This window comes from Roseateles sp. P4_D2 (assembly GCF_056401875.1).
In genome coordinates this window covers 61,504-86,842 of record NZ_JBFUIM010000019.1, presented here as the reverse complement: position 1 = coordinate 86,842, position 25,339 = coordinate 61,504, and the positions used below count along the sequence as shown (strand labels likewise).

Sequence of the window (25,339 nt, the reverse complement as noted above, 5' to 3'; positions counted from 1 at the left end):
ACCGCAATGCGCTGGCCAGCCTGGCTGAACCTGCGCCGCCTCGAGGGGCGCATCGTCGCCCTCTTCCTGGCGCTGCTGCTGGTCGTGCAGCTGGTCAGCTTCGGCGCCATCCACGCCAGCATCACGCACAACGCCGAGGATTCCCTCGCCAGCGAGCTGCAGACCGGCGAACGCGTGCTGCGCCGCCTGCTCGACCAACGCGCCGGCAAGCTGCGCGACGCGGCCGAGCTGCTGGCCAAGGACTATGGCTTTCGCAGCACCGTCGGCCTGTCGCTGGCCGAGGCCGGCACCGTAGAGACCATCAAGGACGCGCTCGTCAATCAGGGCGAACGCGTCGGCGCCTCGGTCGTCGCCTACTTCGATGACCAGCAGCACCTCGTTGCCGCCACCCGCGACGGCGCGGCCGGTTTCGGCGCTGCGCTGGGCCAGCTCGTGCACAGCAAGGATGGCGCGGCCCTGGCCGTGCAGGGCAGCAAGGTCTACCAGGTGGTCGCCGTGCAGGTGCGCACGCCGGCACCGGTGGGCTGGGTGTTGATGGCCTTTGCGCTGGACCGCGAGGTGCTGGACGATCTCAAGGCGCTGTCGGAGCTGCAAGGCGTCGTGCTGCTGCAAGGTCCGACCAAGCAGTGGCAGACCACCGTCGACAACCTCGATGGCAGAGCAGTCAACGCCTTGCGTGCTGCGCTGGGTCAGGCCGCTCCAGCCGACGGCATCGTTGAGCTGGCCGGCGAACGCATGCGCGCCCTCTTCGTGCCCCTGATCGGTGGCGATCAAGCCCTTGGCGTGCTGCTGTTGCGGTCGCTGGACGCGGCCCTGGCGCCCTATCAGCAGTTGCAGCTCGTCCTGCTCGGCCTGACCGTGCTGGGCGTCGTCGTCTTCGCCCTCGTCAGCGTGCTGCTGGCACGCGGCATCAGCAATCCCATCACGGCCCTGTCGGCCTCGGCGCGCCGGCTGGAGCGCGGCGACTACGACACGCCCGTGCCGTCGACCTCGCGGCTGGAGGAGGTGCACAAGCTGGCCCTGGCGCTGGAGAGCATGCGTGAGGGCATCCGCCGCCGCGATGCCCTCGTCAACAACCTGGCCTACGTCGACCCGCTGACGCTGCTGCCCAACCGCGCGCGTTTCGCCGAATTCCTGCAGCACCACCTGACCCACAGCAACACGCCAGGTGCCGTGCTGATGCTGGACCTGGACCGCTTCAAGCACGTCAATGACGTGCTCGGCCACGAGGTGGGCGACCGCCTGCTGCAGTCGGTCGCCGAGCGCCTGCAGGCGTTGTGCGCGCCGGCGCATTCGGTGCTCGCGCGGCTGTCGGGCGACGAGTTCGCCGTGCTGCTGGCGCACACAGACGCCCATGCCGCCAGCGAAGCGGCGCTGGCCATCCTGAAGGACTTCGAGCGTCCGCTGCAGATCGACAACGAGACCATCGACCTCGGCGCCGGCATCGGCATCGCCCTCTTCCCCGCGCATGGCCGTGAGGTCAACCTGCTGCTCGGCCGCGCCGAGCTGGCCATGTATGCGGCCAAGGCCCGCCAGTGCGGCAGCCTGATCTACCACGCCCAGCTGGATGCCGGCAGCCAGGAGTCGCTGTCCCTGTTGACCGAGCTCCGCCACGCGGTCGAGAAGAATGAGCTGCGCCTGTACCTGCAGCCCAAGATCGACCTGCAGCAAGGCAAGATTCTCGGCGCCGAGGCCCTGGTGCGCTGGCAGCACCCGACGCGCGGCCTGGTACCGCCGATGCAGTTCATTCCTTTTGCCGAGCAGACGGGCTTCATCCGCCTGCTCAGCGCCTGGGTGCTGTCCAACGCGGCCAGGTTCGCGCGCCAGGCCGCGGACGCGGGCCTGACGCTGCGGCTGTCGGTCAACCTGTCCACGCGCGACCTGATGGACCAGGACCTGCCGGCCAAGATCGAGGCCATGCTGGCGCCGCTGCAGGTGTCGGCCGACTCGCTGTGCCTGGAGATCACCGAGAGCACCATCATGGACGACCCCGAGCGGGCCCTGTCCACGCTGGAGCACTTGCATGCGATGGGCTTCAAGCTGTCCATCGACGACTTCGGCACCGGCTATTCGTCGCTGGCCTATCTGAAGCGCCTGCCGGTGGATGAGCTCAAGATCGACAAGAGCTTCGTCATGGCCATGGAGCGTGACCTCGACGACGCGCGCATCGTGCGCTCGACGATCGAGCTGGCGCACAACCTCGGCCTCACCGTCGTCGCCGAGGGGTTGGAGACGCTCAAGGCATGGGCCATGCTGGCCCGCCTGGGCTGCGACGAAGGCCAGGGCTACTTCATCAGCAAGCCCATGCCGCAGGAGCAGTTCATCGCCTGGGCCAAGAGCTGGCAGCCGCCGGACATCTCGGTCGTCACCGCCGAGAGCCTGATGGCGAAACTCGGCTAGTTGTCCCGATCCTCCAGCGCCTCACACAGCGCGGTGAGGCCTGCAGTCACCGTCTGCAAGCGCACCGCATGGCGGTCGCCGCTGAAGTTCTCGCGCCAGACCTGGGCCGGCCGCCCCGCATGCACCAGGGCCAGCCAAACGGTGCCGACCGGCTTGGCCTCGCTGCCGCCCGTCGGCCCGGCCACGCCGGTGACGGCCAGTGCCCAATCGATGGGTGCGTGCGCCAGCAGGCCACGCGCCATGTGTTCGGCCACCTCGGCGCTGACGGCGCCGTGCAGCGCGATCAGGCCCTTGGGCACGCCCAGCAGTTCGGCCTTGGCCTCGTTGCTGTAGCTGACGACGCCGCGCTCGAACCAGGCGCTGGAGCCGCTCAGGCTGGTGCAGGCGGCGGCGATGAGGCCGCCGGTGCAGCTCTCCGCCGTGCCGATGCGCTCGCGCCGCTGGATCAGCGCCACGGCGATGCGGTCGATCAGTTCAAGGTCGTCGGCAAACATGCTTACCCCATCACAAAGCGGTAGAGCGCGATGACAGCGAGCGTACAGCCGGCCGCAACGAAATCGTCGAACAGGATGCCGAAGCCCTGCGCCCAGGTGACCGCGGCGCCGCGCTCACCCTTGAAAAGCCGATCCGCCCAGCCCACCGGCCCGGGCTTGGCGGCGTCGAAGAAGCGGAACAGGCCGAAGGCAATGAGCTGGCCCAGCCAGCCCACCGGCGCGATCAGCCACAGGATGAGCCAGAAGGCCAGCACCTCGTCCCAGACGATGGAGCCCGGGTCGGGTGTGTTCATGTCGCGCGCCGTGCACGTGCAGGCCCACCAGCCCACCAGCGTGCCGATGCCGATCAGCAGGCCCCAGGCCAGCTCGCTCATCCACGGCGAGATGACCCAGAACACCAGCCAGGCCCAAAGGGTGCCGACGGTACCGGGCGCTTTGGGGCTCAGGCCGCTGCCGAAGCCCAGGGCGATCCAGCGCGCCGGGTGGCGCAGCATGAAGGCCGGCGTCGGACGGACCGGTGCGCCGCTCATGACTTGAAGTGGTCGAAGGAGCGCAGGCCGTGCTCAACCACTGCGCCGCGCGCGTCGACAACGCGCAACCCGGGCTCGGCTTCGATGACGCCGATGCGCGTCAATGCCACGCCCACATCGGGCAGCCGCGCACCGGCTGGCGCGGTGAAGACCAGTTCGTAGTCGTCGCCGCCCGCCAGCAGGCATTCCTGCTGCACGGCGGCCGCCTGCGCAGCCAGCACCTCGCTGCGGGGCAGCGCATCGACGTCCAGACGCGCGCCAACGCGGGAAGCCGCCAGGATGTGGCCCAGATCGCCGAGCAGCCCGTCTGACACGTCGATGGCCGCCGTCGCGATGCCGCGCAGCGCCTGGCCCAGTGCGACGCGCGGCGTTGGCAGCTCCATCGCGGCACGCACTTCCTCGAAGCCGGCGCCATCCACGGCCACAGTGCCACGGAACACCTCCAGCGCCAGCCGCGCATCACCGAGCCGCCCCGACACCCAGATCTCGTCACCCACTTGCGCGCCGCCGCGCAGCAAGGCCCGCCCCGGCGGCGCCTCGCCGAAGACGGTGATGCAGAGATTCAACGGCCCCTGCGTCGTGTCGCCGCCGATCAGCGGGCAGGCATGGGCGTCGGCCAGGGCCAACAGGCCGCGCGAGAAACCGGCCAGCCAGGCTTCGTCAACGCGCGGCAGGGCCAGGGCCAAAGTGAAGCCTCGCGGCGTCGCACCGCAGGCGGCCAGGTCGCTCAGGTTGACGGCCAGCGCCTTGTGGCCGAGGCGCACCGGATCGACCGTCGACAGGAAGTGCCGCCCCTCGACCAGCATGTCACTGGAAACCAGCCAGCGCGCACCGGGCGTGGGCACGAGCACTGCGCAGTCGTCGCCCACGCCCACCTCGACGCCAGCCACCGCGGGGCGCTGGAAGTAGCGCCTGATCAGATCGAATTCGCCCATGGCCACGATTAGACCTTGTGGACATCCACAGCGCCCGGCGCGCCCTTGGGTGGCATGATTCCAGCCCCGTCGGCACCTTGTGATCCCGCCATGTCCAGCTCCGAAGAAAAACGCGCCCAACTCCGCCAGGCCGCTCTCGAGTACCACGAGTTCCCGACGCCGGGCAAGATCGCCATCGCGGCGACCAAGCAGCTCGTCAATCAGCACGACCTGGCTCTGGCCTACTCGCCGGGCGTGGCTGCGGCCTGCGAAGAGATCGTCGCGGACCCGGCCAATGCCTTCCGCTACACCTCGCGCGGCAACCTGGTCGCCGTCGTCTCCAACGGCACGGCCGTGCTGGGCCTGGGCAATATCGGGCCGCTGGCGTCCAAGCCCGTCATGGAGGGCAAGGGCGTCCTGTTCAAGAAGTTCGCCGGCATCGACGTGTTTGACCTCGAGGTGGCCGAAAACGACCTCGACAAGCTGGTCGACTGCATCGCCGCGCTGGAGCCCACCTTCGGCGGCATCAACCTCGAAGACATCAAGGCGCCGGACTGCTTCTATGTCGAGCGCAAGCTGCGCGAGCGCATGAAGATCCCCGTCTTCCACGACGACCAGCATGGCACCGCCATCGTCGTCGGCGCGGCCTTCCTGAACGGCCTCAAGGTCGTCGGCAAGGACATCAAGCAGGTCAAGCTCGTCACGTCGGGCGCAGGCGCGGCGGCGCTTGCCTGCCTGGGCCTGCTCGTCAAGCTCGGGCTGCCGCGCGAGAACATCTGGGTGACCGACCTGGCCGGCGTCGTCTACGAGGGGCGCACCGAGCTGATGGACCCGGACAAGGCCGTCTTCGCGCAGCCGACCTCGCAGCGCAGCCTGCGCGAGGCGATTGCCGGCGCCGACGTCTTCCTGGGCCTGTCGGCCGGCGGCGTGCTGAAGGCCGACATGGTCGCGACCATGGCCGCGCAACCGCTGATCTTCGCGCTGGCCAATCCGACGCCGGAAATCCTGCCGGAAGAAGTCCAGGCCGTGCGCGGCGACGCCATCATGGCCACGGGCCGCACGGACTACCCCAACCAGGTCAACAACGTCCTGTGCTTCCCCTACATCTTCCGCGGCGCACTGGACTCGGGCGCGACGACGATCAACGTCGAGATGGAGATCGCCGCGGTGCACGCCATTGCTGATCTTGCCCAGGCCGAGCAGAGCGAGGTGGTGGCCGCAGCCTATGTGGGCGCGACGCTGAGCTTTGGCGCGGAGTACCTGATTCCCAAGCCCTTCGATCCACGGCTGATGATGCGCATCGCGCCGGCCGTCGCCAAGGCGGCTGCCGACTCCGGCGTCGCGGCGCGGCCCATCCAGGACTGGGACGCCTACCGCGAGAAGCTGCAGAGCTTCGTCTACGCCTCGGGCAACACGATGAAGCCCATCTTCACCGCGGCCAAGCGGGCGCCCAACAAGCGCGTTGCCTACGCCGAGGGTGAGGAGGAGCGCGTGTTGCGCGCCGCACAGGTCGTCGTCGACGAAGGCCTGGCGCGCCCGACGCTGGTGGGCCGCCCGCAGGTCATCGCCGAGCGCTGCGAGCGCTTCGGCCTGCGCCTGCAGCAGGGCCGCGACTATGACGTCGTCAACGTCGAGCACGACGACCGCTACCGCGACTACTGGCAGACCTACCTGCAGATGACCGAGCGCAAGGGCGTCACCCAGCAGCTTGCCAAGATCGAGATGCGCCGCCGGCTGACGCTGATCAGCTCCATGCTGCTGCACAAGGGCGAGGTCGATGGTCTGCTCTGCGGCACCTGGGGCACGACCGCCACGCACCTGCAGTACATCGACCAGGTCATCGGCAAGCGCGCCGGCGTGAAGACCTATGCCTGCATGAACGGGCTGATCCTGCCGGGCCGCCAGGTCATGCTGGTGGACACCCACGTCAACTACGACCCGACCGCCGAGCAGCTTGCCGAGATCACCGTCATGGCCGCCCAGGAGATGTGCCGCTTCGGCCTGACGCCGAAGGCCGCCCTGCTGTCGCACAGCAACTTCGGCACCAGCGACAAGCCGTCGGCCGTAAAGATGCGCGACACGCTGGCGCTGCTGCGGCAGCTCGCGCCGTGGCTGGAGGTCGACGGCGAGATGCATGGCGATACCGCGCTAGACGCCCCCTACCGCAAGCAGATCATGCCCACCAGCCCGCTGACGGGCGAGGCCAACCTGCTGGTGCTGCCCAATATCGACGCCGCCAACATCTCCTACAACCTGCTGAAGACGGCCGCCGGCGGCGGCATCGCCATCGGCCCCGTGCTGCTCGGCGCGGCCAAACCGGTGCACATCCTGACGCCTTCGGCCACCGTGCGCCGCATCGTCAACATGACGGCCCTGACCGTCGCCGACGCGAACGCGGCACGCGCCTGAACCTGGCACCGGCTCCAAGGGGGAACAGGGCAAAAGCGCCCGGACTCCCCCAATTGACAGAAGTTTTCACGACCCAAAACTGCGTCATGCAGCTGTCATGCTGCGAGTGAAATCAATCACTTAGACGCGCGTGAGTGCTGGCTCACATGACCCTATTCCAGACTCCGGCGCCCGCGCCGAGCTTGAGCTTTTGGGGTCGCTTCGGTACCATTACGGTTTCTCGTTCAGGGTTAACCCGTGTTTTTGCTCTCGTGGCTGGCGCGCTCCGGCGCCTCGGCGGTCACCACCGCCCTGCTGCTTTCCGGCTTGGCCGGAGGCGCGCAAGCCAAGGAAGCCGTCGGCGATAAGCCCCCCACCGCAACGCCCGCTCTGGCTGAAATTTCGCTGAGCGAGCTGCCCGCCCAGGCCCAGGAAACGCACCGGCTCGTTCTCGCCGGTGGCCCGTTTCCTTATGCCAAGGACGGCGTGGTGTTCGGCAATCGCGAGCGTCTGCTGCCCCGCAAGGCTCGCGGCTTCTATCGCGAATACACGGTCAAGACCCCTGGCGCCCGCAACCGCGGTGCCCGCCGCCTTATCTGCGGTGGCACGCCGCCGACGGCGCCCGAGATTTGTTATTACACCGGCGATCACTATGCCAGCTTCAAGCGCGTTCGCGCCCAAGCGGCCCGGTGAAGTCGAGGGTTCAGCAGTTTTGTGACTTGAAAGGAGGAACGCGACCATGCTTTTGCAGACCGTCCGTCCCAATATCGTGCAGGCCATACGGGCCTACAGGGTCGAGGACTTGATGCAGGCCGCCCAAGAAGCGGGCCAGCATTTCCTGTACGCCAACCTGTCGGAGGCGCAGTCCAAGCAGGACGTGCTCGATGGCATCGCGCAGGCCTTCCTGTTTCCAGCGCATTTCGGCAAGAACCTGGACGCCCTGCATGACTGCATGACCGACCTCGTGCACAAGTCTGGCTCTCAGCCAGGCTTTGTCGTGGTGCTGGAGCAGTTGCCCGACAACGTGCGATTCGACCGCGAGGCGAGAGAGCAATTGCTCGATGTCTTCCGAGACACGGCCGACTATTGGGCCGACAGGAAGATAGCGTTCAGGTGCTTCTATTCTTTTCAGTAGCCCGCTCCCAAGATAACGGGTCATGGGAGCGGGCTACTGAAGTGGCCCCGGTTATTGAAAAGCCTGCGCCGAAAAGCGCCAAGGCGACGGTTGGCAACCCCAACTTCGGCATGAACATGCCGATGATGTGCAGTGCCTTCGACACCTCGATGTGGCTCAGCGCAGCTTGAAGCGCTGAACTATCGAAAGCAGAACGGGACCCTCGGGTCCCGTTTTCATTTCTGCTGCGGCACTTCAAGCGCCAGCGCGACGAATTCGTCGACCGGCACCTCCTCGGCGCGGCGCTGCAGGTCGAAGTGGCCCGAAAAGCCGCGCTCGGCCAGCCAATGGCCCAGGCTGTGGCGCAGCAACTTGCGGCGCTGCGAGAAGGCGCTGGTGACCAGCGCCCCCAGCAGGGCCGGGTCTACCGCTGGCGGCCTGGCCAACGGCTGCATGCGCACGATGGCCGAGTTCACGCGCGGCGGCGGGTCGAAGGCCTCGGGCGGCACTTCCAGCACCGATTCAATGTCGTAGCGCCACTGCAGCATCACGCTGAGGCGCCCGTAGTCCTTGCGGCCCGGTGCGGCGGCCATGCGGTCCACCACTTCCTTCTGCAGCATGAAGTGCTGGTCGACGACGTCGTCCACCGCATCCAGCAGGTGAAAGAGGATGGGCGTGGAGATGTTGTAGGGCAGGTTGCCGACCACGCGCAGCTTGGCGCCCTTGGTGGCAGCCAGCGCCTTGAAGTCGACCTTGAGCACGTCCGACTCGATGACCTCGACGTCGTCGCGCTTGCGCAGGCGCGCAGCCAGGTCGCGGTCCAGTTCGATGACGGTCAGCGGCTTGTGTCGCGCCAGCAGCGGCAGCGTCATCGCGCCCAAGCCAGGGCCGATCTCGACCAGGGTCTCGCCCGGCTGCGGATCGATCAGGTCGACGATGGCCTCGATCAGCGCCTTGTCGGTCAGGAAATGCTGCCCGAAGCGCTTGCGGGGGATGTGGGAACTCAGTCGAGCCACTCGCGCACTTCAACAAACGCCTTCGCCCGCAGATCCTTGACCCACTCCTGATAGGCCTCGTCGTATTTCTGCTCGCGCAGTGCGCCGCGGGCCTGGTCGCGCAGCTGCTTCATCTCGACATCGACCGTGCGGCGCTCCAGCACCTGGATCAGGTGCACGCCGAAGCGCGACACGACCGGTCCCGAGATGCCGTTCAGCGGCAGCACGTTCATCGCTTCCTCGAATTCCGGCACAAAACCGCCGGCAGCCATCCAGCCCAGGTCACCGCCTTCGGGGGCGCTGCCGTCCTCGGAATTGGCGCGGGCGAGTTGCTCGAACTTGGCCGAACCGGTCTCGATCTGGCGCTTGAATTCGGCCAGGCGGCGGGCCGCGACTTCGGCCGTCAGCTGTGCCGAGGGGCGCAGCAGGATGTGCCGGGCATGGGTCTGCACGGCCTGCGTCAGGGATGCGCCACCTTGGCGCTCGATGACCTTGAGGACGTGAAAGCCCGCGCCGGTGCGCAGCAGCTGAGGCGCGACCTCGCCGCTCTTCAGCCCCTTGACGGCATTGACGAACACGTCGGGCAGCCGATCGGCCGGGCGCAGGCCGATCTCGCCGCCGCGCGCCTTGTTGCTGTCTTCGGACACCTCGCGGGCGACGCGGGCGAAGTCCTCACCGCCCTTGATGCGCGCCAGGGCACCTTCAGCACGGGTGCGGCGTTCGGTGACGACGCTTTCCGGCGCGCCATCGGGCACCGGCACGAGCACCTGGGCGAGGTTGACCATGCCGCCGCTGGCGAGTTCATTGCGCTTCTTGTCGAGGTAGGCGTCGATCTCGGCGTCCGTCACCTTGATGCGTCCCTGCACTTCGCGCTCGCGCACGCGCTCCGTCATCATCTGGTCGCGCAGGTTCTCGCGAAAGCTCTTGTAGTCGGTGCCGTCGGCCTTCAGGCGATCGCGCAGCTGCGCCATCGTCAGCTTGTTCTGCGCGGCGACGTTGGCCACCACGCGGTCCAGCTCGGCCTCGTCGATCTTCTGGCCGGTCTCGCGGGCGTAGGTGACGAGGACGCGATCCTCGATGAGGGCCTCCAGCGCCTGCTTGCGCAGGCCGGCCGTCTCGGGCATGACCTCGCCCTTCTGGCGGGCTTCCTGGCGCAGGCGTTCGGTACGCTGGATGACCTCACTGGCGGCGACGACGTCCTGGTTGACGACGGCGGCGATGTAGTCCCCCGGCTGCAGCGTGGGCGTCTGGGCCTGGGCCTGGAAAGCGGCCAAGGCCAGCGTCACGGCAAGAAAGAGGGGAGCTAGGCGATAGATCATGGTTGGAAATCTGAACTCGGTGAGCGGTCGGAGCTCAGCCTTCGGTAACCGGGCACATTGTCCTTCAAGACTTTGAGGGCGTTCGAACCGAGCTGTGACAGGCCGACGAGCTCCAGTTGCAGCATCAGCCGCGTGTTCGTTTCGGCGCGGCCGGTGGACAGCCGCTCGACGCCCCAGCGCAGCACCCAGCAACCGGCGTCGTACTCGAAGCCCATGACCGAATCAGTCAGGCGCCGGTCGCGCAGCGAGTACTGCACGCGGCCGGCGCTGTACCAGGCGCCGCCGCAGGCCTTGCTGTCGGCACCGCGTGAGGTGACAGGGGTACCGTAGATCGGCCATTGCCAGGCCAGTTCGACCTGCTCGCTCTGCCCCCGCGCCAGCCGATAGGCGACGCTGACGGTCTTGTAGGGCCCGGGCGAATAGCGCCCGCGCAGCACCGATCGCACCGAACGGTTGGTCTCGGGGTTGAACTCCAGCGTGCCGTCGGCCCACCACTTCTCGTCCAGGTGGGCGGCGGCAGCCAGCAGCAGATCGGAGAAGCGCTGCGTGACAGGCTGGCCGTCGGGTGTGATCTTCTGATCGCGGAACAGGAAGCGCTGCACGGCTCCCAGGCGCAGGATCTCCTCGCCCGTGTTGGTGCCGATCCAGCGGCTGGTCACGCCCGCACTCAGTGCATGCAGGTCCGACACCCGGTCCACGCCCGAGAAGGGGTTGTCGGTGTAGATGGAGTCGAAGTTGAAGTCCTTGGCCGCCGCGTCGAAGTTGGGCAGGTTGGCCTGGTCGCGGAAGGGCGTGTTGACGTAGAGCAGCCGCGGCTCGAGGCTTTGCCGGTAGTCGCGGCCGAACAGCGTCGTGTCGCGCTCGAAGACCCAGCCGTGGTCGATGCTCAGCGTCGGAATGACCCGGCCCATGCGCCGACGGCCGTCGGACTGGGCCTGGTCGAGATCGTAGGCGGCCGCATTGAACGAGGCTCGCGGGATGAACCACCAGGCCTCGCCACCCAGCGGTGCGCTGACGTGGCCCAGGGCATGCACGCGCTGCCCGCCACGCGGCTGACCGGCCAGCGCCGAGCCCGGCAGGTCGAAACGGTTGTACTCCAGCTCCAGCCCGCCCTCCAGCCTTGCCTTGCGGCCCCAGGGGCGGAAGCTGTCGAGCACCGCCTCATCGGCCGCCGTCGTCACGCGAACGCCGACCTGCGGGCTGCGCTGGAACGGCGAATCGAACTGCGAGGGGACGTCGGTGCCCTGCAAAGCCTGCCAGCGCTGCACGCGGGCATAGGTGTCGATGACGCCCCAGGACAGCTCGCGTTGGCGGTTCAGCGTGAAGTCATTGGCCAGCAGGCGCGGCGTCTGGCTCTCGACGCGGCGCGACATGTCCTTCCAGTAGTCGTCGTCAGACACGCGTTCGCTCTTGAGCCGGTAGCGCCAGTCGCCAAACACATGGCCGTCGTTGTTGAGCTTGAGGCTCCAGCGCGAACGGCCGAAGACGCGGTCGCCGGGCAGCAGGTCGACGTTGATGCGGCCGGCATGGTCAGGCTCGAGGTAGCGGAACTCGCTGTCCAGACCCACGCCGCGCTTGCTCATGATGAAAGGCGTGAAGGTCGCATCGCGCTGCGGCGCGATGTTCCAGTAATAGGGCACGCCGAATTCAAGGCCGCTGCGGTTGTCCAGGAACAGATTCGGCGGCAGCCAGCCCGACTTGCGCGCCGAGCTGAGCGGGAAGCTCAATGACGGTGCGGCGAGCAGCGGCATGCCCAGGAAGCGCAGCACTGCGCCGTCGGCCTGGCCTTCGTTGGCGGCCAGGTCCATGCGCAGCTGCTTGGCCGTGATCTGCCAGGCCGGCTCCTGGTTCTCCACGGCGGGGCAGCTGGTGTAGCTGCCCTCGGTGGCGCTCATGTGCTCGCTGTCCTGGAATTTCAGCACCTGGGCCTTGCCGGCGCCGCCCGTGGCCGCGAGGAAGAAGCGGGGGGTCAGGAACTCGCCCTCGAAGCGGCTCACATAGAGCTGCAGCAGCGGGCCGGAGAAGACATTGCCGTTGTGGTTGATGCGCACCTGGCCTTCAGCCCGGGCAAGGTCGTCCACGACGCTGTAGTCCAGCTTGTCGGCGTTCAGCACCAGCTCGCCGTAGCGCAGCTCGACGTCGCCCAGGCCCTCGGCCTTCTGATCCAGCTGGGCCGAGACCTTGTTGGCGCTGATGACCAGGGCCGGCTTGGCACCGGTCTTGGACGCCGGCCCGAGCACGCGGCTGCCGCGCAGTGGCAGGGCCTCTGCGGGGCCAGCCTGCTGCTGGGCCGACGCCTGCCCCCAGGCGCACAGGGCCAGGGCAACGAGGGCGGGTAGCAGGGCTGCGGTGGGAAATCGGGAGAAGCGCGGCACGGACGGCAAAGGCTCGGAGTCGGTGAGGATGCCGGGGCCGGCAGGTAAGGAAGCGCTGAACAAGTTCCTCGCGCGCGGCGCATCCGTGTTTTGGGCGGTCTGCGGCGTTGCAAATGCTCGCCATGGCCCCAGCCATGGCTGTGCTTTGCGCCTTGCAGCCCATCCCAAATCACGGCGCGCCGCATCGCGGGAACTCATTCAGCGCTTCCCTAGAATTTCATTATCCACGAGGGCCCTTCCCTATGACCTATGCCCCGACCTCGGCCTTGATTGCCGAACTGCTTGCCCGCCCCGCCGACGCCGACCGCCTGATGCGCGCCGCCTGCGCCGAGTTGCGCGCCCATCCCCTGCCGCCAGCCCCGCCCGATGCCAACGCCCTGCGCACCGGCCTGGGCCGCGTTGCCGAGGCGGGGCTGGACGGCGTGCTGCACCGCCTCGTCGATGACGCGCCACAGGGCTGCGTGACGCAGGCCCTTGCCGCGCTGCTGCGCCCGCCCGAGCTGGCTTGGGACGAGGCCCAGGAGATCGACTGGGCCGCACGCCATTGGCAGGAATGCCGCGCCGAGGGTCTGCTAGACGAGGACCTGGCGGCCGACTTCGGCGAGTACTGGCGGCGGCTGGAATGGAGCGCGTTGCGCCAACACCTTGTGCTGCTGGCGACCCTGGGCGAAGGCCACGCCGACGAGCGCCGGCTGATGGCCCATGTCGCCAAGACATCGAGCCGCTACGTCGCCTTCGGGCCGCTCAAGCGGGCGATGGAGGCGCGCCATCCAGAATTCTTCGTGCTCGGTTTCAGCCTGCGCTGAGCCGAAAGCAAAACGACCCCGGGGCCGAGGCCGCGGGGTCGCCGTGGGGTGCGGATGAATCAGGCCTTGCGGCGGCGCTTGGCCAGGCCGACACCGGCCAGGGCAATGCCCACCAGCGCATAGCTGGCCGGTTCAGGCAGAGCGGCGGCACCGGTCTGGTAGGCCCACAGGCCCAGGTCGCTGTAGGCCGAAGTGTTATTGGGGTTGTAGTGGTCCCAGCTGCCATTGGTGCCGGCGTAGGCGTAGGCATAGGCATTCGGGTTGCTGGCACCGACGTCGGCGTAGTTGCCCCACATCAGGCCGCGCGAGGACGAACCACCGATGACCGAGCTCAGCGCGTTCCAGTCGCCGCCGGGCGTGCTGGTCCACAGCGCATCCACGTCGCTCAGCGAAGCGACCGAGAAGCCGGCAGCGGTGGCCGTGTTGACCTGAGCCATGTAGTTCATGTTGAACAGGTCGGGCAGCTGGAGCCAGACACGGCCGGTGGTCGTGTCCTGGAAGGTGGCATAGCCGTTCACATCGGCGTGCGCCACGAGGCCGGCGTGAGCGGCACCGGCGCCCAGGCCGATGACGGTAGTGAGGGCGACGGCCAACAGCTTGGTCGAGAAGGTCATTTGATTTATGAACTAGGGGTTGACGACGGACGCATATTGCCCGGGTCACCTCCAAGCTCCGCCCCCTCGCCTCCAGGGGGTCAGGCCATGCCTTGTGAACAAGTTCGCAGCCGCCCGGCCGCGTCTTCCCCCGTGATCACGGGGGCAGCGCCTCAGGGGCAGGTCGCGCAGCCCGCCGCGACCAGCCAGGGGTCCTTGTCCTCGCCGCCGAAGATCTGCAGCAGGAAGTCGAGGAAGGCGCGCGTGCGTGCCGGCACGTATTTGCGGGTCGGCATGCCGGCCCACAGCGTCGTGCCAAACAGCCGCCACTGCGGCATGACGCGCTCCAGCGCCTGCTCCAGCAGCGCGTCCTCGACCATGAAGCTGGGCAGCCCGGCCACGCCCAGGCCGTGCAGGGCGGCGGCGTAATTGGTGTCCATGTGCGTCGTCGACAGCGCGGCGCGCGAGGGCACGATGGGCAGGGTGATCTCCTCGGTGCCGTCGCCGCGCTGCAGCGTCAGGCCGCGCATCAGCGAAGGCGTGGGCGGCAGCAGCGCGTCGTGTTGCTTGAGGTCGTGCGGATGCTGGGGGCGGCCGCGCTGGTCCAGATAGTCGGGCGAGGCGCACATGATGAATTCACTGCGTGCCAGGCGGCGGGCGATGAAATCGCCGTCCAGCGTCTCGCGGGACAGGAAGATGGTCAGGTCGTAGGCATCGTCCACCGTGTCGACCGGGCCGGGCGACGTGATCTCCAGCGTCACCAGCGGGTACTCGCGATGGAACTTGGGCAGGTGCTTGGCGAGCTGATGCACGGCGATGGCCGGCGGGCACAGGATGCGCAGCAGGCCGCGCACCTCTTGGGTGGCCGAGGCGGCCAGCGCCGCGGCCTCGTCGACATCGGCCAGGATGCGCCGCGCCCGCTCCAGATAGGCCTCGCCGATCTCGGTCAGCGACAGCCGCCGCGTCGTGCGGTTCAAGAGCCGCGTGCCGAGATGCTCTTCCAGCTCGGCCACCAGCCGCGTGACGACGGCCGGCGCCAGGTCCAGCCCGCGTGCCGCGGCGGCAAAACTGCCCTCGTCGATGACGCGGACGAAAACCTTGATGGCGCGTAGCTGATCCATCCTGGTTCAGGGATGAGCGGCCATCACTTGCGCGACCGCCGCGGTCAGTCGCTTGCCATAGGGCACGTGCAGGAACTCGTTGGGCCCGTGGGCATTGCTCTTCGGTCCGAGCACGCCGCAGACCATCATCTGCGCCTTGGGGAAGCCCTTTTGCAGCATGCTCATCAGCGGGATGGTGCCGCCCTGGCCGATATAGCCGACCGGCGCGCCGAAATGGGCCTGGCTGGCGTCGTTGAGCGCCTGGCTGAGCCAGGGCGACAGCTCGGGGGTGTTCCAGCCGGTGGCGCCGTAGGCCCCGGCGCGGCCGTCGGGCGTGAAGGTGACCTTGGCGTTGTAGGGCGCATTGTCCTCCAGCAGGGCCTTCAGCTTGAGCGCCGCCTCGTTGCCGTCAATGAGCGGCGGCAGGCGCAGCGACAGCTTGAAGGCCGTGTAAGGCCGCAGCACATTGCCGGCGTTCTTCAGCTCGGGGAAGCCATCGGCGCCGACAACCGACAACGTCGGCCGCCAGGTGCGGTTCAGCAGCACCTCGACCGGGTCGGTCGTCACCGGCAGCACCGGGCCGCCGTCCGCACCGCAGGCCCAGGGCATGCGCTTGTAGACCTCTTCCTTCAGGATGGCCGCCGTCGCTTTGACCTGGTCCAGGCGGGCGCCGGGGATGTCGCAGTGGAAGCTTTCGGGCAGAAGACGGCCCGTCTTGCTGTCCTCCAGCCGGTCCAGCACCTGGCGCAGGATGCGGAAGGACGAGGGCACGACGCCCGAGGCGTCGCCGCTGTGGATGCCTTCGGCCAGCACCTCGACCTTCAGCACGCCCGACACCATGCCGCGCAGCGAGGTCGTCAGCCAAAGCTGGTCATAGTTGCCGGCGCCGGAATCCAGGCAGACGACCAGCGACACATTGCCCAGCCGCGGGCCCAGCAGATCGAGATAGGCGGGCAGGTCGAAGCTGCCGCTCTCCTCGCAGGTCTCGATCAGGCCGACGCAGCGCGGGCGCGGGATGCCCTGCTTGTCCAGCGCCATGATGGCCGTCAACGACGCGTAGACGGCATAACCATCGTCGGCGCCGCCGCGGCCATAGAGCAGGCCGTTCTCGTACTTGGGCGTCCAGGGGCCGAGGTCGTTGCGCCAGCCGCTGAACTCGGGCTGCTTGTCCAGGTGGCCGTAGACGACGACGGTGTCGTCCGAGCCCGCCTTGGTGGCCGGCACCTCGAAGAAGATGACCGGCGTGCGGTCGGGGATGCGCACCACTTCGAGCTTCAGGCCGGCAACCTTCTTGCTCTCGACCCAGGCGGCGGCCTGGGTCAGCACCTTCTCGATATGGCCGTTCTTCGCCCAGTCGGCGTCGAACATCGGGCTCTTGGCCGGAATGGCGATGTAGTCGGTCAGCGCGGGGACGATTTCCTCGTCCCAGACGCGGGCGGCAAAGTCGCCCAGCGCGGTGGCCTCGTCGGCTTGCAGGGGCAGGTGGGGATCACGTGCGTTCATGGCGTACTCCTGGCGCTTGTGGCGCGACTTACCAGTTTAGGCTTGGCCGCGACAGCCATCACGCCGCCTGGGATAACTACCGGCGGCACTCCTGGCATCAAGCGCTTAGGCTCGACGCCAAGATGCGCTTGTTACTGATTGTTCTGATCGCGCTGCTGACCGGCTGTGCCTCAGGCCCCAAATTCACCGTGGACGACGGCCGCAAGGTCGACGAGACGCTGCTGGCCGGCATGCGTGCCTATGGCGCCGGCGAGCGCCTGATCCGCCCGGCCATCGCCCGCAGCGCGGCGCTGAAGGACAAGGACTGCGACAAGCAGTGGGAGCTGCCCTTCGCCGTGGCCACCAGCGCCGGCTGGAGCGCCGATGACCGCGTCGCCTGGGTGCGCGCCCTGCAGGTGGACGAGAGACTGACCGTCATCGCCGTCACCCAGGATTCGCCGCTGGCCCCGAGCGACCGCATCGTGCGCGTCGGCGGCCGCGAGGACATCGACGGCGAGCGCCTGCTGGAAACGCTGGCCGAGGCGCGCGACGCTGGCAAGCCCTTCAACGTCGGCCTGGCCTCAGGCCGCACCGTCGCCATCAAGCCCTTCGAAGTCTGCCGCGGCTACACACGCTTCGCACCGCCCAACACGGCGCAGCTGCAGGACTACCACTGGCTGCTCAGCCTGCACCCGCTGGAGGTGACCCAGGCCGAGCCCACACCCGACGAGGCGCTGTGGATGGTGTTGTGGACGCAGGGCCTGTCCGAAGAGGGCGGGGCCCGCATGAAGACCTACCACTACGCGATCAAGATCGCCGGCACCCTCTACAACCTGGCCACACTGGCCTCGGGCGTCAAGGCCGCGGCGCTGGCCGCCGACGCCGCGATGAGCGCGGCCAAGAGCGCCGCGGCCAACGTGGCCAGCGAGTTCCTCAAGCAGCAGCTCATCGAGCAGGGCAAGGCGCTGGCGACGCAGAAGATCCGCGAAGGCCTGGTGGACGCTGCTCAACAGCTGACGCGCCAGCAGGTCATGAACGTGATGCAGGCCGCGGCCGCCAACCGCGGCTCGCTGTCGGGCGTCTCCCGCATCGCGGCCACCACCTTCGACTATGCCGACGCCTGGGCCTTTACGCGCATGGCGGCCCTGGGCGCGTCGCCGCTGGCGGGCTTCACGCTGCACCAGAAACTCATCGAGCGCAGCCTGGCCGCCAACGCCTTCATGTTCGACGCCGACCGCCTGGCGGCCATCAACAAGATCGCCGCCGCACGCGGTTTCGAGGCCGAGGTGGTCGCCATCCTCGGTGGCCTGCGCGCCGACACGCTGCGGGCCGAGATCGGCGCCATGCCGCTGGCCTCGTCGCGCGGCAGCTTCAGCTTCGACAACCCCGACGACCCCGGCGCCAGCCGCTTCTCCCGCGGCCTGGTCGACGCCATGCTGGAACTGCCCGCCGAGTCGGCCACCAAGAAATGAAGTTCGCCATCACGCTGCTGCTGTTGACGGCCGCCTGGGCTCAGGCACAGACGCCTCCCGAAGCCGCGGCGTCGGCATCCGAGCCCGCAGCTTCCGAGCCCGTCGCCGCGCCGGCCCCACCGCCGCCCAGCTGCGCCCAACTGTCGAGCCGGGCGCTGTCGGCCGACCTGCGTGCCGCCACGGCCCAATCGCAGAACCAGCCACTGGAGGCCCTCGTCAAGCTCTACGACGAGGCGGTTGCGCAATGGGGCGGGGCACTGGCCAGCTGCGACGGCCGCGCTCGCGAGCGCGCCCAACGCAACCTGGCCGACAGCCAGAAGACCCGCGAAGCCCTGGCCGAGAAGCTGCAGTCCGGCAGCCAGTGCGAGAGCGCCCACCGCGATGCCGCCTCGCTGCAGGAGCTGGCCCGCGCGGCCTTTGGCGAGCGGCGCTTTGGCGACGCCGCCAGCCTCTACCGCAAGGCCGAGGGCATGTGGGAGCTGGCCGCCGAGCAGTGCAACGGCAGCCAGCAGCAGACTGCCCAGCGCCGCCGCGAGCAGAGTGAGATCGACGGCCACAACGCCGAGTTCTGCGCCGCGCCCTTCGAGCGCGCCCGCGAGTTCTCCGCCAAGCTGCGCAACACCGGCGCCGCCCTGCCGCTGGCCGAGCGCCAGACACAAAGCCAGATCGGCGAGACGCTGTGGCGCGACACCGCCAAGCTCTGCAAAGGCAGCGCCCAGGAGCTGGCGACGAACAACGCCCAGGCCCTGGCTCGCGAGCGCGGCACGCCCTGGGTGGCGACACCGCTGCCCGGCGTGCCGGCACCGGTGGTTGCGGCTGCGCCCAAACCGGCGGCCGCGATGGCGGCACCCGTCACCAACAAGGCCGCTGCCAGCGCGCCACCGCCGGCCACGCCTGCGCTGCGCCAGGCAGCAGCCGCACCGATCACGCCCCTCGCCCAGGCCACAGCAGCGCCGGTGCCGGTTCCCGAGCCCAAGCTTTTCGATCGCATGGCCGGTGACACGCGCTACGTTGGCCAGTTCGTGCGCAATGACGACGACACCGTCACGGGCTCCGGTCGCGTCGAGTGGAAGAACGGCGACGTCTACGAAGGCCCGCTGCTGCGCAGCCAGCGCCAGGGCGTCGGCGAGATCCGCTGGGCCGCCGGCCAGCGCTACAAGGGCGACTGGGTGGCCGACCGCGCCACCGGCCGCGGCACCATGAGCTTTGCCAACGGCAATCACTACGAAGGCACGTTGATGGACGGCCAGCCAGAGGGCGAAGGCAAGCTGACCTATGCCTCGGGCGATGTCTACAGCGGCCAGATCCGCCAGGGCCTGCCGCATGGCCGCGGCAGCTATGTCTGGATGAGCGGCCAGCGCTACGAGGGCGAATGGGTCAACGACAAGCCACAGGGCCAGGGCAAGATGCGCTTCAGCAACGGCAACCAGTACGAAGGCCAGATGGCCGCCGGCCTGCCCCAGGGACGCGGCCGCATGATCTTCCCTGGCGGCGACGTCTACGAGGGCGAGTTCGACGCCGGCAAGGCCCACGGCCAGGGCAAATACGCCTGGCGCAGCGGCGAGCGCTACGAAGGCGCCTGGGCGCGCGGCCTCAAGCATGGCCAGGGCACCTTCCACTGGCCCAGCGGCGATCGCTGGGAAGGTGTGTTCAAGGACGACGAGCGCACGGACGAGGGCTTCATGGTGCGCAAAGGCAGCTGAGGGGCGGCCCGAGACTGCCGCCTCCGTTACGCTTGCCCCATCAGCTTTTCTTTTGGAGATCCACGATGAAGACCCTGCTCACCGCCCTCGTCACCGCCCTCGCCATCGCTGCCCCGGCGGCCGAGGCGCGCGTGGCCCAGCACCACAAGACCAGCCAGGCCAGCAGCGGCATCCATGCCAAGACCGCCGCCAAGAAGACGACCAAGGCCAAGCACAAAAAGGCGGCCAAGAAGGGCCACAAGAAATCGGCCTGAGCTGCTGAAACCTAGGAGGCTGTCGGGCTTGGGGTCGGGTGCGCGCCAGGGCGAGTTGCGGGGTGAGACAAGGCGCGGGCGAGGCGTGTGGCGGGCCACACAACGAGTTCGCAACGCCGGATCGCCCCGCAAATCGCCCTGGCCCTGCGGGTTGGGCCTGCAAGGGCGCCGATCCTGCGTTGCAAATGCTCGCGGTACGCCCGGTACCGCTGCGCTTTGCGCCTTGTCTCAGCACCCTTGCAGGCCCAACGCGCACCCGACCCCAAGCCCGACAGCCTCCTAGGGCCGGATGAAGTAGCGCGCCGGGATGGCGCGCGTGGCAGCACTCAACCCGGGGTTGTCGATCTGCAGCACCCGGCGCTCGGCCAACCGGGCCTGCGCGAGCCCCGCATGCCGGGCTGCGAACAGCGTGTTGAACGAGCCGTCTTCGAAGGCCCGCGTCAGCCCCTCGGTGATGGCCGCGTAGCGCTCGCCGTCGCCGCGACGCACGAAGAGCAGGCGCGCGAACGGGTAGACCAGGGCGAGGTCGGGCTCCACGACGGCATCCGGCGCCAGCGCCTGCCATTGGGTCAGCAGGCCGTGGATCTCGTTCAGGCCCAGGGGCAGGTAGTCGAAGCGGCCCGCCTGCAGCTGGCGGAACAGCGTCGGCAGATCGCTGCCGCTGACGACCCCCAGGCCGGCGGCGAGCAGCAACTGCGCATCGGGCCAGTCCTGGCCCTGACCGGCACGCAGCCGGGCGAGGCCGGCCAGGTCGTGCACTGCGCGAAAGGCGGGCGCCATGCTGGCACGAACCAGCAACAGTCGCCAGCCACTGAGGCCTCGGTCGACAGGCAGGTGCACCGGCTGAAAACGGGCTTCGAAGGCTCGACTGGTGCCCATGTCTATCACGTCGATTTCGCCCGTCTCAAGCTGGTACAGCGAGCGCCGGTAGTTGGTGGACGTGGGCGCCAGCAACAGCTCGAAGGGCCGCCCCCATTTCTGCAGCGCCAGGCGCAGCCCTTGGAAGCCGAAGGCCTCTTCGCCCTGGTCGTTGACGCGCGGGTAGACGAAGCGCAGCGGCGCGGCCTCAGCCCGCACCCAGGGCGCCACACCGGCAGCCAGCATGGAGGCGAGGAAACGAGCGCGCAACATGTAGCGAGCCTAGCGAATCAAGGCGCGCCGTGGGCTAGGGTTTGAGTCCGTTGCGCGCCGGCCGGGTGCTCACTCTCGTTCGAACTTGAACACCGCCACGCTGGCCATCAGGTTGGGCCGCGTGCGCACCACGCCGCCATCCTGCAGGCCGAAACTGTCCAGGATCTTCAGCCGGTTCTTGCGCGCCAGCACGCCGAAGTCGGCAAAGGTGCCGACGCGGATATTGGGCGTGTCGTACCACTCGTAAGGCAGGGCTCGGGTGACCGGCATGCGCCCGAACAGCACCTGCAGCCGGTTGGGCCAGTGGGCGAAGTTGGGGAAGCTGACGATGCCCATCTTGCCCACGCGCGCCGTCTCCTTGAGCATGGCCTCGGCGTTGCGCAGGTTCTGCAGCGTCTCCAGCTGCAGCACGACGTCGAAGCTCTGCTCCTCGAAGATGGCCAGGCCCTCTTCCAGGTTGCGCTGGATGACGTTGACACCGCGCTTCACGCAGGCCAGCAGGTTGGCGTCGTCCAGTTCCACGCCGTAGCCGCTGCAGCCCTTGTGCTTGATGAGGTGCTCAAGCAGCTCGCCTGTGCCGCAACCGAGGTCGAGCACACGTGAGCCGGGCGGCACCAGCGCCGCGATGGCCGGGTCGAAGCTCATACGGCCACCCCCTTCAGCTGCAGGCCGACCGGCCGCTCCAGGCTTGCTGCAATGCGCGCGAAATAGGCGCCCAGCACGCCGTGATAGCGCGGGTCGTCGAGCAGGAAGGCGTCGTGACCATGCGGCGCGTCGATCTCCGCATAGGACACGTCCAGCCGGTTGTCGAGCAGCGCCTTGACGATCTCGCGTGAACGGTCGGGCGAGAAGCGCCAGTCGGTCGTGAAGCTGACGATGAGGAACTTGGCGCGAGCGGTCGCGAAGGCGCGCGTCAGGTCGCCGCCATGCTCGGAGGCGGGGTCGAAGTAGTCGAGGGCGCGAGTGATGAGCAGATAGGTGTTGGCGTCGAAGTAGTCGCTGAACTTGTCACCCTGGTAGCGCAGATAGCTCTCGATCTGGAACTCGATGTCCTGGGTCGAATAGCCCAGTGCGCCACCCTTGAGCTCGCGGCCGAACTTCTCGGCCATGACGTCGTCGCTCAGGTAGGTGATGTGGCCGATCATGCGCGCCACGCGCAGGCCGCGCTTGGGCACCACGCCGTGGGCGTAGAAGTGGCCGCCGTGAAAATCGGGGTCGGTGACGATGGCGCGGCGCGCGACCTCGTTGAAAGCGATGTTCTGCGCCGACAGATTCGGCGCGGTCGCCACGGCAATGCAGTGGCTCACGCGCTCGGGATAGCGCAGCGCCCAATCCAGCGCCTGCATGCCGCCCAGGGACCCGCCCAGCACGGCTGCCAGCTTCAGGATGCCGAAGCGCTCGACCAGGCGGGCCTGGGCATCCACCCAGTCCTGCACGGTGACGACGGGGAAGTCGGCGCCCCAGGCCCGGCCCGTGGCGGGGTTGACATGCATGGGGCCGGTCGAGCCGAAGCAGGAACCGAGGTTGTTGACGCCGATGACGAAGAACTTGTCGGTGTCCAGCGGCTTGCCCGGGCCGATGAGGTTGTCCCACCAGCCCTCGCTCTTGGCTTGGCCGGCCAGGGTGCCGGCGACATGGTGGCTGGCATTCAGCGCATGGCAGACCAGCACGGCATTGCTGCGCTCGGCATTGAGCTGGCCATAGGTCTCGACCATCAGGTCGTAGGCCGGCAGGCTGGCCCCGCTGCGCAGCGGCAGCGGTTCGTCGAAATGAAAACTCTGCGGCGACACGTCGCCGACGCTACGGCCCGTCATGGCCTTACTCCAATAAAAAACCGGCGCCACTGTTGCGGGACGCCGGCTGATCGGAGCCCTGTTTAGCGGCATTTATTGAGCGCCCGCAATCCGGAACAAATCGGCGCTATGCGGCGGATTCTAGGCGTTCCCGTCGAGCCTGAACTGCGCCACCGCGCCCGTCAGCAACTGCAGCTGCTGGCGCAGGCTGTCGGCGGCGGCGGCAGACTCCTCCACCAGCGCAGCGTTCTGCTGCGTCATGTGATCGAGCTGGCTGACCGCGCCGTTGATCTGGCCGATGCGCGAGCTCTGGTCGGCCGCACCGGCCGCCACCTCGCCGATCATGTCGCTGACCTTTTGCACGTTGTCGACGATCTCCTGCATGGTGGTGCCAGCATGCTGCACGAGCCGGGAGCCCGTCTCGGTGCGCTCCAGGCTGGCCGAGATCAGCGACTTGATCTCGCGCGCCGCGTCGGCCGAGCGCTGCGCGAGCAGGCGAACCTCGCTGGCGACGACCGCGAAGCCGCGCCCCTGCTCGCCGGCGCGTGCCGCCTCGACGGCCGCGTTCAGCGCCAGGATGTTGGTCTGGAAGGCGATGCTGTCGATCAGCCCGAGGATGTCGCCGATGCGGCGCGAACTGGTGTTGATCTGCTCCATCGTCGCGACGACGTCGGCCACCTCCTGGCCGCCGCGGCGCGCCACCTCGGCTGCGCCTTCGGCCAGCTGGCGGGCCTTGCCGGCAGCGTCGGCGCCATGGCGCACGCCGCTGGTCAGGTCCTCCATCGAACTGGTCGTCTGCTGCAGGCTGGACGCCGCCTGCTCGGTGCGCTGGCTCAGGTCCTGGTTGCCCGAGGCGACCTCGGTGCTGGCCGTCTCGATGCTCATCGCGGAAGTCTTCACCTGCCGCACCAGATCGCGCAGGCTGGATTGCATCGCATCCAGGGCGCGCAACAGCTCGGAGGCTTCGTCGCGACCGACGATGCGGATGGCGTTGTTCAGGTCGCCGCTGGCGATGGACTGGGCCACGCTGCCGGCATAGCGCATCGGGCTGGTGATGGTGGACGAGTTGATCAGCGTGAGCGGCACGACGAGCACCATGACGAGGACCAGCACGGCCAGCGATCGCCAGGCGATGCGGCCCATCTCGGCGCCGAACTCGGCCTCGGTGGCCTTGGCCTGGGCATCGATGAGGGCGGCGATGCTCTCAACGCGCTTCTCGGTCTCGCGCATCGCTGCCTTGGGCCGGTTCAACATGCGGTCGGCCACCTTGGCGGTGTCAAAGCCGCCGGCCTCGATCTGGTTGAGCACCGGCTGGGCCGCCGTGCGGTAGTCCTGCAGGAACTTCAGCGCCTCGGCCGCCACGGCCTTGTTCTCCTCCCGCGTGCCCTCCTGCAGGCCCTGCAGCGCCGCGACCAGGCGCTGGGCTGCCGCGTCCCAGCGCTGGCGGAACTGCTTGACCTGCTCGGGCGTCTCGTAGGCGATGACCATCTCCTTTTCCTCCAGCCGCACGTCGGCCAGCCCCTGGCGGATGGCGGCCAGGTGCTGCAGGTCGCGCATCGCATGCGTGGTGACGTCGACATTGAGCGCCATCAGCTGGCGGCCACCAAGCAAGCCGGTCACGCCCAAAGCGGCAAACATCAGCAGCACCAGCAAGATGGCCCCGTGCATGCGGGTGCGGATGGTGAAGCTGCGCATCCAGGTGGCGAGGTCCATGTTCGTGTCTCCTAGTTAGGCCGCTTGGGCAGCGGCCTCGTTGCCTGCATGCTAGTGAAGCGGCTACTGATGGCAAGCGACCTTTTGCCGCAACTTGTGGTTACTGAACACTTGACCAATAATCGCCGACATGCCCCGCCCCAGCCAGGATCAGGATCAAGCCCTGCTCGTCGCCGGCGCCGCCCTCTACCCGGGGCTCGGCTGCGCGGGTCTGTCGGTGCGCCGCGTGGCCGAGGCGGCCGGCGTCAACCCGGCCATGGTCCACTACCACTTCGGCAGCAAGGACGCCTTCCTGCGCGCCTTGCTGCAGCGGCATTACGAGGAGATGTTCAGCGCGCTGTCGCTGAGCAGCCAAGGTGAAGCCGATGTCATGGAGCGACTGGCCACGGCCCTGCTGGGCGTGGCGCGCTTTGTGCGCGAGCACCGGCCGCTGATCGCGCGGGTCTGGGCCGATGCTCAGGCCGGTCAGGGCGTGGCCCAGGATTTCTTGCGCGCCAACGCGCCGCGCCACCTGGGCGTGTTGCTTGCCCTGCTGCAGGAGGCCGAGGCGCGCGACTGCCTGCCGCGGCAACCGCTGCTGACACGCTTTTCCTTCCTGATGGGCGCAGTCGTTGCGCCGCTGATCCTGGTCGGCGGCATGAAATCCATCGATGTTGTCCCCCCCGCGCTGCTGGCCGCGGTGGACGACGAAGTGCTGTCGGATGCAGCCTTGCAACGGCGCATCGAATGGGCGCTGCTCGGCCTGGCCAGCGGCGTCTGAGGA

22 protein-coding genes and 1 riboswitch are annotated in these 25,339 nt (G+C 68.3%); of the genes, 9 read left to right on the top strand and 13 right to left on the bottom strand.

What is annotated here, in order from left to right; all coding sequences use genetic code 11:
• Positions 1-6: 6 nt before the first annotated feature.
• Positions 7-2,400 carry a bifunctional diguanylate cyclase/phosphodiesterase gene (locus tag AC1DW0_RS27360; RefSeq protein WP_477949182.1) on the top strand — a complete coding sequence of 798 codons (2,394 nt, stop codon included), beginning with the start codon at positions 7-9 and terminating at the stop codon, positions 2,398-2,400.
• Here AC1DW0_RS27360 and AC1DW0_RS27355 read toward each other — a convergent pair.
• The 3 genes from AC1DW0_RS27355 to thiL are packed head-to-tail and all read right to left on the bottom strand — an operon-like array spanning position 2,397 to position 4,359.
• Positions 2,397-2,894 (bottom strand): CinA family protein, encoded by a 498-nt coding sequence (locus tag AC1DW0_RS27355; protein WP_056200091.1) that lies wholly within the window; start codon positions 2,892-2,894, stop codon positions 2,397-2,399. The genes AC1DW0_RS27360 and AC1DW0_RS27355 overlap by 4 nt on opposite strands.
• A 2-nt stretch (positions 2,895-2,896) precedes the next feature.
• Positions 2,897-3,424, bottom strand: coding sequence for a phosphatidylglycerophosphatase A family protein (locus tag AC1DW0_RS27350; RefSeq protein ID WP_477949180.1), 528 nt, complete (start codon positions 3,422-3,424; stop codon positions 2,897-2,899).
• Complete coding sequence (gene thiL / locus AC1DW0_RS27345; protein ID WP_457350820.1) at positions 3,421-4,359, bottom strand: thiamine-phosphate kinase; 939 nt, start codon at positions 4,357-4,359, stop codon at positions 3,421-3,423. The genes AC1DW0_RS27350 and thiL overlap by 4 nt, the downstream gene beginning before the upstream one ends.
• Positions 4,360-4,449: 90 nt before the next feature.
• On the opposite strand from thiL, the gene AC1DW0_RS27340 reads away from it, so the two are divergent.
• The 3 genes from AC1DW0_RS27340 to AC1DW0_RS27330 all read left to right on the top strand — a co-directional run bounded on the left by AC1DW0_RS27340 (position 4,450) and on the right by AC1DW0_RS27330 (position 7,861).
• Positions 4,450-6,747 (top strand): NADP-dependent malic enzyme, encoded by a 2,298-nt coding sequence (locus tag AC1DW0_RS27340; RefSeq protein WP_056200098.1) that lies wholly within the window; start codon positions 4,450-4,452, stop codon positions 6,745-6,747.
• A 243-nt stretch (positions 6,748-6,990) separates the two neighbouring features.
• Positions 6,991-7,419 carry a guanyl-specific ribonuclease gene (locus AC1DW0_RS27335; protein WP_457321200.1) on the top strand — a complete coding sequence of 143 codons (429 nt, stop codon included), beginning with the start codon at positions 6,991-6,993 and terminating at the stop codon, positions 7,417-7,419.
• A gap of 46 nt (positions 7,420-7,465) precedes the next feature.
• The gene (locus AC1DW0_RS27330; RefSeq protein ID WP_056200105.1) at positions 7,466-7,861 is read left to right on the top strand and encodes a barstar family protein; all 396 of its coding nucleotides are present in this window, start codon (positions 7,466-7,468) and stop codon (positions 7,859-7,861) included.
• 215 nt (positions 7,862-8,076) lie between these two features.
• Here the strand turns inward: AC1DW0_RS27330 and rsmA are convergent, their stop codons facing one another.
• Genes rsmA through AC1DW0_RS27315 form a run of 3 tightly spaced genes read right to left on the bottom strand, consistent with a single transcriptional unit; the run spans position 8,077 to position 12,592 of the window.
• Positions 8,077-8,856 carry a 16S rRNA (adenine(1518)-N(6)/adenine(1519)-N(6))-dimethyltransferase RsmA gene (rsmA, locus tag AC1DW0_RS27325; protein ID WP_235532028.1) on the bottom strand — a complete coding sequence of 260 codons (780 nt, stop codon included), beginning with the start codon at positions 8,854-8,856 and terminating at the stop codon, positions 8,077-8,079.
• Positions 8,844-10,154, bottom strand: a complete 1,311-nt coding sequence (locus AC1DW0_RS27320; protein ID WP_056200108.1) for a peptidylprolyl isomerase — start codon at positions 10,152-10,154, stop codon at positions 8,844-8,846. Before AC1DW0_RS27320 ends, rsmA begins: the two co-directional genes overlap by 13 nt.
• Complete coding sequence (locus tag AC1DW0_RS27315; RefSeq protein WP_477949177.1) at positions 10,151-12,592, bottom strand: LPS-assembly protein LptD; 2,442 nt, start codon at positions 12,590-12,592, stop codon at positions 10,151-10,153. Before AC1DW0_RS27315 ends, AC1DW0_RS27320 begins: the two co-directional genes overlap by 4 nt.
• Positions 12,593-12,771: 179 nt before the next feature.
• Between AC1DW0_RS27315 and AC1DW0_RS27310 the strand changes: the two genes are divergently transcribed.
• Positions 12,772-13,335, top strand: coding sequence for a hypothetical protein (locus AC1DW0_RS27310; RefSeq protein WP_477949176.1), 564 nt, complete (start codon positions 12,772-12,774; stop codon positions 13,333-13,335).
• Positions 13,336-13,394: 59 nt separating this feature from the next.
• On the opposite strand, the gene AC1DW0_RS27305 is transcribed toward AC1DW0_RS27310, so the two are convergent.
• The 3 genes from AC1DW0_RS27305 to AC1DW0_RS27295 form a co-directional block, all read right to left on the bottom strand.
• The gene (locus tag AC1DW0_RS27305) at positions 13,395-13,949 is read right to left on the bottom strand and encodes a PEP-CTERM sorting domain-containing protein (RefSeq protein WP_056200115.1); all 555 of its coding nucleotides are present in this window, start codon (positions 13,947-13,949) and stop codon (positions 13,395-13,397) included.
• Positions 13,950-14,101: 152 nt separating this feature from the next.
• Positions 14,102-15,049 carry a LysR family transcriptional regulator gene (locus tag AC1DW0_RS27300; RefSeq protein ID WP_056200116.1) on the bottom strand — a complete coding sequence of 316 codons (948 nt, stop codon included), beginning with the start codon at positions 15,047-15,049 and terminating at the stop codon, positions 14,102-14,104.
• Between the two features lie 6 nt (positions 15,050-15,055).
• Entirely contained in the window at positions 15,056-16,531 is a 1,476-nt protein-coding gene (locus tag AC1DW0_RS27295; RefSeq protein ID WP_056200119.1) for a M20 family metallopeptidase, read from the bottom strand.
• Between the two features lie 128 nt (positions 16,532-16,659).
• Between AC1DW0_RS27295 and AC1DW0_RS27290 the strand changes: the two genes are divergently transcribed.
• The 3 genes from AC1DW0_RS27290 to AC1DW0_RS27280 all read left to right on the top strand — a co-directional run bounded on the left by AC1DW0_RS27290 (position 16,660) and on the right by AC1DW0_RS27280 (position 19,939).
• Entirely contained in the window at positions 16,660-17,982 is a 1,323-nt protein-coding gene (locus AC1DW0_RS27290) for a hypothetical protein (protein ID WP_477949173.1), read from the top strand.
• Positions 17,979-19,685, top strand: coding sequence for an MORN repeat-containing protein (locus tag AC1DW0_RS27285; protein ID WP_457350838.1), 1,707 nt, complete (start codon positions 17,979-17,981; stop codon positions 19,683-19,685). Before AC1DW0_RS27290 ends, AC1DW0_RS27285 begins: the two co-directional genes overlap by 4 nt.
• 65 nt (positions 19,686-19,750) lie before the next feature.
• Positions 19,751-19,939, top strand: coding sequence for a hypothetical protein (locus AC1DW0_RS27280; RefSeq protein WP_056200133.1), 189 nt, complete (start codon positions 19,751-19,753; stop codon positions 19,937-19,939).
• Positions 19,940-20,218: 279 nt separating this feature from the next.
• Here the strand turns inward: AC1DW0_RS27280 and AC1DW0_RS27275 are convergent, their stop codons facing one another.
• From AC1DW0_RS27275 to AC1DW0_RS27260, 4 genes are all read right to left on the bottom strand, one after another.
• A complete protein-coding gene (locus AC1DW0_RS27275) occupies positions 20,219-21,070 on the bottom strand; it encodes a hypothetical protein (RefSeq protein ID WP_477949170.1) in 852 nt (283 codons plus the stop codon).
• A 69-nt stretch (positions 21,071-21,139) separates the two neighbouring features.
• Positions 21,140-21,715 carry a methionine biosynthesis protein MetW gene (metW, locus tag AC1DW0_RS27270; RefSeq protein WP_056200139.1) on the bottom strand — a complete coding sequence of 192 codons (576 nt, stop codon included), beginning with the start codon at positions 21,713-21,715 and terminating at the stop codon, positions 21,140-21,142.
• Positions 21,712-22,884 (bottom strand): homoserine O-succinyltransferase MetX, encoded by a 1,173-nt coding sequence (gene metX, locus AC1DW0_RS27265; protein WP_477949168.1) that lies wholly within the window; start codon positions 22,882-22,884, stop codon positions 21,712-21,714. The genes metW and metX overlap by 4 nt, the downstream gene beginning before the upstream one ends.
• Positions 22,885-22,925: 41 nt before the next feature.
• Positions 22,926-23,001, bottom strand: a riboswitch (SAM riboswitch).
• 3 nt (positions 23,002-23,004) lie between these two features.
• Entirely contained in the window at positions 23,005-24,576 is a 1,572-nt protein-coding gene (locus tag AC1DW0_RS27260; RefSeq protein ID WP_457323145.1) for a methyl-accepting chemotaxis protein, read from the bottom strand.
• A gap of 130 nt (positions 24,577-24,706) precedes the next feature.
• On the opposite strand from AC1DW0_RS27260, the gene AC1DW0_RS27255 reads away from it, so the two are divergent.
• Positions 24,707-25,336, top strand: coding sequence for a TetR/AcrR family transcriptional regulator (locus AC1DW0_RS27255; protein WP_477949165.1), 630 nt, complete (start codon positions 24,707-24,709; stop codon positions 25,334-25,336).
• The last annotated feature ends 3 nt before the right edge of the window (positions 25,337-25,339 follow it).

Coding starts and splice junctions, on each gene's coding strand:
- AC1DW0_RS27360 (WP_477949182.1), top strand. CDS start 7: ATGCGCTGGCCAGCCTGGCTGAACCTGCGCCGCCTCGAGGGGCGCATC.
- AC1DW0_RS27355 (WP_056200091.1), bottom strand. CDS start 2,894: ATGTTTGCCGACGACCTTGAACTGATCGACCGCATCGCCGTGGCGCTG.
- AC1DW0_RS27350 (WP_477949180.1), bottom strand. CDS start 3,424: ATGAGCGGCGCACCGGTCCGTCCGACGCCGGCCTTCATGCTGCGCCAC.
- thiL (WP_457350820.1), bottom strand. CDS start 4,359: ATGGGCGAATTCGATCTGATCAGGCGCTACTTCCAGCGCCCCGCGGTG.
- AC1DW0_RS27340 (WP_056200098.1), top strand. CDS start 4,450: ATGTCCAGCTCCGAAGAAAAACGCGCCCAACTCCGCCAGGCCGCTCTC.
- AC1DW0_RS27330 (WP_056200105.1), top strand. CDS start 7,466: ATGCTTTTGCAGACCGTCCGTCCCAATATCGTGCAGGCCATACGGGCC.
- AC1DW0_RS27320 (WP_056200108.1), bottom strand. CDS start 10,154: ATGATCTATCGCCTAGCTCCCCTCTTTCTTGCCGTGACGCTGGCCTTG.
- AC1DW0_RS27310 (WP_477949176.1), top strand. CDS start 12,772: ATGACCTATGCCCCGACCTCGGCCTTGATTGCCGAACTGCTTGCCCGC.
- AC1DW0_RS27305 (WP_056200115.1), bottom strand. CDS start 13,949: ATGACCTTCTCGACCAAGCTGTTGGCCGTCGCCCTCACTACCGTCATC.
- AC1DW0_RS27300 (WP_056200116.1), bottom strand. CDS start 15,049: ATGGATCAGCTACGCGCCATCAAGGTTTTCGTCCGCGTCATCGACGAG.
- AC1DW0_RS27295 (WP_056200119.1), bottom strand. CDS start 16,531: ATGAACGCACGTGATCCCCACCTGCCCCTGCAAGCCGACGAGGCCACC.
- AC1DW0_RS27285 (WP_457350838.1), top strand. CDS start 17,979: ATGAAGTTCGCCATCACGCTGCTGCTGTTGACGGCCGCCTGGGCTCAG.
- AC1DW0_RS27280 (WP_056200133.1), top strand. CDS start 19,751: ATGAAGACCCTGCTCACCGCCCTCGTCACCGCCCTCGCCATCGCTGCC.
- AC1DW0_RS27275 (WP_477949170.1), bottom strand. CDS start 21,070: ATGTTGCGCGCTCGTTTCCTCGCCTCCATGCTGGCTGCCGGTGTGGCG.
- metW (WP_056200139.1), bottom strand. CDS start 21,715: ATGAGCTTCGACCCGGCCATCGCGGCGCTGGTGCCGCCCGGCTCACGT.
- metX (WP_477949168.1), bottom strand. CDS start 22,884: ATGACGGGCCGTAGCGTCGGCGACGTGTCGCCGCAGAGTTTTCATTTC.
- AC1DW0_RS27260 (WP_457323145.1), bottom strand. CDS start 24,576: ATGGACCTCGCCACCTGGATGCGCAGCTTCACCATCCGCACCCGCATG.
- AC1DW0_RS27255 (WP_477949165.1), top strand. CDS start 24,707: ATGCCCCGCCCCAGCCAGGATCAGGATCAAGCCCTGCTCGTCGCCGGC.